Genomic DNA, 6,158 nt, shown 5'->3' with positions numbered 1-6,158 from the left:
ATTTTGATATCAAAACAGTATCCGCCAAAAGAGCCATTAACTGCAAAGGGGGAAGCAGAGGAAAAGAGCCAAACGAGGTTATTGTGAAGAATTATTGATGTAATACAGAGCGTTCCAAGATACTAAAAAACTCCCTTAAAGCTGCCACATACCAGTCTCACCATAAAAAAACCGCCCCTATAATGAGAGGGGCGGCCTTATACGGCGTAATACTACCTACATATCAATGAGCGCGCGTCATCTCCAAATAACGCTCCCTGCGGGATGGCAGCAAATCCTCTTTAGGGATTGCCTTCACAGCGGCCAAAGCCTCTGCGATGGCCTCACCAACACGGTCAATCGCCTCGGCAGGCATACGCTGTGCACCACCAACAGGCTCCTCAATAATCTGATCAATCAGCCCTAATTTCTTCAAATCATGAGCTGTCAATTTCAAAGCTTCAGCGGCATTAGGGGCCATCTTCGGGTCCCGCCACAAAATAGAAGCCGCCGCTTCTGGCGAAATAACCGAGTAAATCGCATGTTCTAACATCAACACACGGTCCCCTGCGGCAATGGCAATCGCCCCACCAGAGCCACCCTCACCAATTACGGTAGCAATCAACGGCACTTTTACTTGCAGGCATGTATCAATCGCCCGCGCAATCGCCTCGGCCTGACCGCGTGCCTCAGCATCAATCCCCGGCCATGCGCCAGCAGTATCCACAAAAGTGAGAATCGGTAGGCCAAAACGCTCTGCCAGACGCATCAAACGCTGCGCCTTACGATACCCCTCTGGCCGTGCCATCCCAAAATTATGACGCAAACGGCTCTCTGTATCAGAGCCACGCTCTGTGCCAATCACCACAACAGGCTGACCCCGAAAGCGCGCAAGCCCCCCGATAAGAGCTTGGTCATCCCCAAAAAGACGATCCCCCGCAAGAGGGGTGTATTCTGTCATGAGGGATTCGATGTAATCCAAAGCGTGAGGCCGCTGTGCATGGCGTGCAACTTGTACCTTCTGCAATGGCGTTAATTTGCCATACAAAGTGCGAAGCTGCTTATCCGCCTTTTCAGACAGACGGGTCATTTCCTCATCAATATTCAGACCATCCAGGCCGGCCCCATTTTCTTGGCGGCTAACCTGACGAAGTTCACCGATCTTGGTCTCAAGCTCGGCAACTGATTTTTCAAAATCTAGGAACTGGCGCATACCCTGCCCGATAGCACGCCAAGAGAGCCTAAAATAGCCCTTATTTGCATTTCCTAACGAGAAACTCGTCCCCTCATCCCCCTCGTCCTAAGGGATGATATTGCCGAACTGTTTCTTTCAACCGTTCTGTCATCACCTGTGTGTAGATTTGCGTGGTCGTAATATCAGCATGACCTAACAACATCTGTAACGCTCTAAGGTCAGCACCGCGATTGAGCAAATGTGTGGCAAAGGAATGACGCAATACATGCGGACTAACCCGTTGCGGGTCTATTCCCGCTTGAAGCGCACAAGCGTGCAAAATCTTATCAAAACCCTGCCGGGTTAAGGGCTTTTGGGGGTTACGACCGGGGAACAGCCACGGGCTATCCAACACGCTATCATAAGCTATCAAGGCCTCTGCCGCTTCTCGCGCAGCATGAGAGAACGGCACAAGCCGCTCCCGCCCGCCTTTGCCGCGGATGGGCAACATCCCTCCCTTATGACGCACTGCCTGCGCAGGAAGGGTGAGGAGCTCGCTAATCCGCAGGCCCGTTGTATAGAGCAGCTCTAACGCTACGCGAGCCAGTAAATCGCGCCGCACATCAGCATGGCCACGCGTGCCTTTCTCTAACAGTTTTTGCACCTCAGCTTCGCTAAGCGGATGAGGCAAGCCCGCCTGATAACGTGGCGTTGCTTGGCCTGCTGTAAAATCATCCTCACGCACACCCATTTGAAGCAAAAAGCGGGCAAATTGTTTAAGGGCAGAAAGCCGCCGCGCTTGTGTGCGTGCGGCAAGCCCCGCGCGCCCTAACGCCGCAAAATAGGCGTGAACACGCATTGCTGGCACTACAGCTACGGACTCCGGCGCACACCAACGGGCGAAATCCTCCAAATCAGCGCGATAAGCTTGCCGCGTCTTTTGAGCCGCCCCGCGCTCGGCCAACATCGTCTCCAAGAACGAATCTATAAGAGCCGCAGACTCCACCATAAAAGTGCGATGCTTCAATGCCCTCCAACAGGGGGTAGCTCCGGCAAGCTTGCCCCCCCGCTTATCTGTGCTGGCGCGCTAGGTGCAGCATGGGGCACTAAGTCATGATGAACCATAACAGGAGCAGGAGCATGCTCCCCATGCGTTAAGATATAGCCGCCCCCTGCCAGTATAATCAGGACCAATAAGGCCACAGCCAAACGCACAATGACTTTCATAAAATCACTCCCCAAAGGATATGACACGCTTATAAAGGGAAGAAGCCATTTTAAAAACCCTCCTTCTCCAACATGCTCTTAAACATAGAGGAGACCTACCCCCGCCTCTTTAGCCGTGATAGAAAAACGCTATGTCGCACTCTCCTTCCCCGCGCGCTTCGTCAGAGAAGCCCCCTTTTCATATTATTGTGCTTGTTGGCCTCATGGGGGCTGGCAAAACCACGCTAGGCCGCCAACTTGCCCACTATTACGGTATCCCTTTTATCGATACTGATGCCGAAATTGAAAAAGCAAGCCGCCAAAGCATTGCAGAAATCTTCTCCCAACATGGAGAGGCCCATTTCCGTGCGGGAGAGCATCGGGTCATACGCCGCCTCCTCAAGGGGGGGCCATGTATCCTTGCCACAGGCGGCGGAGCGTGGATGCACCCACGCACCCGCGCCCTTAGCCATAAACGAACAGACATTTGCACTATATGGTTGCATGTCCCCATGCCAACCCTCCTCAAACGTCTCCTCCATAATCGCCATAACCGGCCTCTCTTAGCCCAAGGCGACCCAGAAGCAACCCTCCGCCGCCTCGCCCAAGAGCGTTACCCTTATTACGCAGAGGCCGACCTTATCATCGAATGTGGAGATGAAAGCGTGGAACACGCCACACACACCATCACAACCCAACTCGCCACAGCCACACCACCGCATCATGTTCCCGTTACATTGGCAGGCCATAGCTATGAAGTACTCACCGGCCCTCAGCTTTTGCATGATGCAGGCTTACGCATCCGCCCTCACCTGCCCAATAACCGCGCTGTTATCCTCACAGATAGCACGGTCGCCTCCTTGCATCTCGCTGCGCTAGAAGAAAGCCTCACCCGCGCTGGCATCCATTTTGCCACCATCACCGTACCGCCCGGGGAAAGCAGCAAATCCCTCAAGCGATTTGAAGACGTCATTGAAACGATTCTCGCCCAAGGGATAGAGCGCGGCACAACCATCATAGCCTTTGGCGGTGGTGTTGTAGGGGATCTTGCTGGCTTTGTTGCTGCAAGCATTTTGCGCGGCGTACCCTTTATCCAAATCCCCACCACATTGCTTGCTCAAGTTGATAGCTCTGTCGGCGGGAAAACCGGCATCAACGCAAAAGCCGGGAAGAATCTCATCGGAGCCTTCTGGCAGCCTAACCTCGTTCTAGCTGATACAACCGTGCTGGACACACTCCCCCCACGCCAGCTCGTAGCGGGGTATGCAGAAATCGTTAAGTCAGGCTTAATTGCGGATGAAAGATTATTCGCATGGTGTGAGCAACATGGCCATGCCGTCTTAAAAGGCGACCCTGCCGCTCTAGGCGAAGCGGTACGCCGTGCCTGCCTCTTTAAAACCGGAGTCGTACAAGACGATGAGCGGGAATCTGCCCACTCTGGCGGGCGCGCCTTGCTTAATCTGGGCCATACCTTCGCCCACGCTTTTGAGGCCGAGTTTCATTATGATGGGCGGCTCTTACATGGGGAGGCTGTATCTATCGGCCTACATATGGCTCTTGCTCTTTCGGTCAAAATGGGACTCGCCCCACAAGACGATCTCGCACGCCTAGATGCCCATCTACATAAGCTCAATATGCCTGTAGGAAAGGCCGACTTGCCCCATAATCTCAGTACAGCGACTCTTCTGGCACATATGGGGCGGGATAAAAAACTCCGCGAAGGAAAAGTAACCTTCGTCCTCCTCCACGGCATTGGCAAAGCCTTCACCTGTCGTGATGTCGCCTTGGAGGATGTTCGCGCTCTCCTTCTTGCCGAAGGGTTCGCCCCTTAATCAATCTGTGTTCAATTAGACACAGTATCTACTTCTTCGCAACAGAGATGCCTAAAAGCTCTTAACTTTGAGGCATCTTTCCCCTAAATCAGACTCATCGGCCGCGCTGGCTTCACACGGTGATCATTCCGATGCCCGCCAACCGTAATGGCCGTATGTTACACAATGTTAAGGACTGATGAAGTAAATGCGTATTCGTAATGCACTTCTCGCCATGACCTCGATGGTGGCTCTGCCCTCCCTCGCCATGGCCAGCACGATCACCGGCCCGTATGTCGATATGGCAGCCGGCTATAACCTGGTTCAGCACCAGAGTGCCCGCGTTGGCACAGGCCGCAGCATCAAGCGCGATGCTACGCAAGACTACGGCAAAATGCACTCCGGCACAGGCTTTAACGGCTATCTGTCCGCTGGTTATGGCTTCGGCAACGGCCTGCGTGCTGAGGTTGAGGGTAACTACAACCAGACGCATATCAATCGTCTGACAGGCACCTTCGCTGATGGTGGAACACGTCACGCTCATGGTAAGAGCGAAGGCTATGGCGCGTTCGTCAACGTCCTGTATGACATTGACCTCGGCATGTTCGGCCTGAACAACTTCCCTGTCACACCGTTCGTTGGTATCGGTGCTGGCTATATGTGGCAGAACTACCGTAAGGTTTACAACCGCGGCACAAACTATCCTAACTTCAACAACACCACAGGTGGCCTCGCTGCTCAGGGTATTGTTGGTGCGGCTTACGACATCCCAGGCGTTCCCGGTTTGGCTCTGACCACCCAGTATCGTTTCATCGGTCAGGCTGGTTCTTCAGGGGGGGGCTCCAACGGCCGTCACTACCTGCATCATGACGGTGAACGCGGTGATCGCGTTGGTTATGGCACACGCTATACCCACCAGTTCCTCTTCGGTGTTCGTTACGCCTTCAACAGCGCACCGCCAGCTCCGCCTGCTGCACCGCATGTTGTCGTTCCGCCGCCGGCTCAGGCTGCTCGCACTTACCTCGTCTTCTTCGACTGGGATAAGTCCAACCTGACAGGTCGCGCTCGTGAGATCGTTGCTCAGGCTGCTCAAGCTTCCACACACGTCCAGACAACACGCATCGAAGTTAACGGTTACACCGATAACTCCGCTGCTCATCCTGGCCCGCGTGGTGAGAAGTACAACATGGGTCTCTCCATCAAGCGCGCTAACAGCGTGAAGGCTGAGCTGGTCCGTCTCGGCGTGCCTGCTACAGCTATCGACATCCACGGTTACGGCGATGCCAAGCCGCTGGTTACAACAGCTAAAAACACACGTGAGCCGCAGAACCGTCGTGTTGAGATCATCCTGAAGTAAGTTCAGATGAACACTCAGCGGACCATCTAAGGTTTGTGAAAGAGGGCACCTCCGGGTGCCCTTTTTTGTGGGCTTTTTATCTCTAAAACCGTTCTAGAAATCCTTACGTCTAGAGCCAAGCTATGCTAAGCCCCTAGCTATTCCATCCCTCACAGCGTTGGCACCTAAAAGAAGCAATGCACCTCATCAAACAAAACTGGCAAAAATATTATCCCCTCCTCCAACGGTTCTTCTATTTTGGTATCGTTGGTGCGATAGGCTTCCTGGTAGATTGGGCTACATTATCGCTCTTTCGTCATGCCCTTGGCCTGCGCCTCGCCGCTTTGCTTGCTTATATTGTGGCCTCTAGCAATAACTGGTTGTTAAATCGTTATTGGACATTCCGCGACCGTTGCCGCGAAAGCTATACACTTCATCACCAATGGGGACGATTCATCCTCGCTAACTTACCCGGATTTATCATCAATCGCGGAATTGTGCTGGCTCTGTTCAGCCTCTGGCCCCTTACACGCCATTATACTTTTATCGCCCTTCTTTGCGGCACGGCTGGCGGCATGTTCATCAATTTCGCCTTCTGTCATCATTTCGTCTTTCACAAAAAGAAAGACTAATCCGACTAAGAATCCTGCCA

6 protein-coding genes are annotated in these 6,158 nt (G+C 53.4%); 3 read left to right on the top strand and 3 right to left on the bottom strand.

Annotation, left to right across the window (positions count from 1 at the left end):
• Positions 1–223: 223 nt before the first annotated feature.
• From NQF89_RS04595 to NQF89_RS04585, 3 genes are all read right to left on the bottom strand, one after another.
• Positions 224–1,192, bottom strand: coding sequence for an acetyl-CoA carboxylase carboxyltransferase subunit alpha (locus tag NQF89_RS04595; protein WP_099026123.1), 969 nt, complete (start codon positions 1,190–1,192; stop codon positions 224–226).
• 73 nt (positions 1,193–1,265) lie between these two features.
• Complete coding sequence (locus NQF89_RS04590; protein ID WP_155579272.1) at positions 1,266–2,162, bottom strand: tyrosine recombinase; 897 nt, start codon at positions 2,160–2,162, stop codon at positions 1,266–1,268.
• Between the two features lie 14 nt (positions 2,163–2,176).
• Positions 2,177–2,380, bottom strand: a complete 204-nt coding sequence (locus NQF89_RS04585) for a hypothetical protein (RefSeq protein ID WP_266137620.1) — start codon at positions 2,378–2,380, stop codon at positions 2,177–2,179.
• A 131-nt stretch (positions 2,381–2,511) separates the two neighbouring features.
• On the opposite strand from NQF89_RS04585, the gene aroB reads away from it, so the two are divergent.
• The 3 genes from aroB (at position 2,512) to NQF89_RS04570 (ending at position 6,138) form a co-directional block, all read left to right on the top strand.
• Positions 2,512–4,191, top strand: a complete 1,680-nt coding sequence (gene aroB / locus NQF89_RS04580; RefSeq protein WP_266137619.1) for a 3-dehydroquinate synthase — start codon at positions 2,512–2,514, stop codon at positions 4,189–4,191.
• Between the two features lie 187 nt (positions 4,192–4,378).
• Positions 4,379–5,527, top strand: a complete 1,149-nt coding sequence (locus NQF89_RS04575) for an OmpA family protein (RefSeq protein WP_155572929.1) — start codon at positions 4,379–4,381, stop codon at positions 5,525–5,527.
• Between the two features lie 176 nt (positions 5,528–5,703).
• Positions 5,704–6,138 carry a GtrA family protein gene (locus NQF89_RS04570; protein ID WP_155572928.1) on the top strand — a complete coding sequence of 145 codons (435 nt, stop codon included), beginning with the start codon at positions 5,704–5,706 and terminating at the stop codon, positions 6,136–6,138.
• Positions 6,139–6,158 lie beyond the last annotated feature (20 nt).

The organism is Bombella pollinis (assembly GCF_026385485.1).
Taxonomy (GTDB): domain Bacteria; phylum Pseudomonadota; class Alphaproteobacteria; order Acetobacterales; family Acetobacteraceae; genus Bombella; species Bombella pollinis.
This window is presented reverse-complemented; position numbering and strand designations above follow the sequence as displayed.

Excerpts from the sequence above, each read along its gene's own strand:
- NQF89_RS04590 (WP_155579272.1), bottom strand. The coding sequence starts at position 2,162 with ATGGTGGAGTCTGCGGCTCTTATAGATTCGTTCTTGGAGACGATGTTG.
- NQF89_RS04570 (WP_155572928.1), top strand. The coding sequence starts at position 5,704 with ATGCACCTCATCAAACAAAACTGGCAAAAATATTATCCCCTCCTCCAA.
- NQF89_RS04585 (WP_266137620.1), bottom strand. The coding sequence starts at position 2,380 with ATGAAAGTCATTGTGCGTTTGGCTGTGGCCTTATTGGTCCTGATTATA.
- NQF89_RS04595 (WP_099026123.1), bottom strand. The coding sequence starts at position 1,192 with ATGCGCCAGTTCCTAGATTTTGAAAAATCAGTTGCCGAGCTTGAGACC.
- aroB (WP_266137619.1), top strand. The coding sequence starts at position 2,512 with ATGTCGCACTCTCCTTCCCCGCGCGCTTCGTCAGAGAAGCCCCCTTTT.
- NQF89_RS04575 (WP_155572929.1), top strand. The coding sequence starts at position 4,379 with ATGCGTATTCGTAATGCACTTCTCGCCATGACCTCGATGGTGGCTCTG.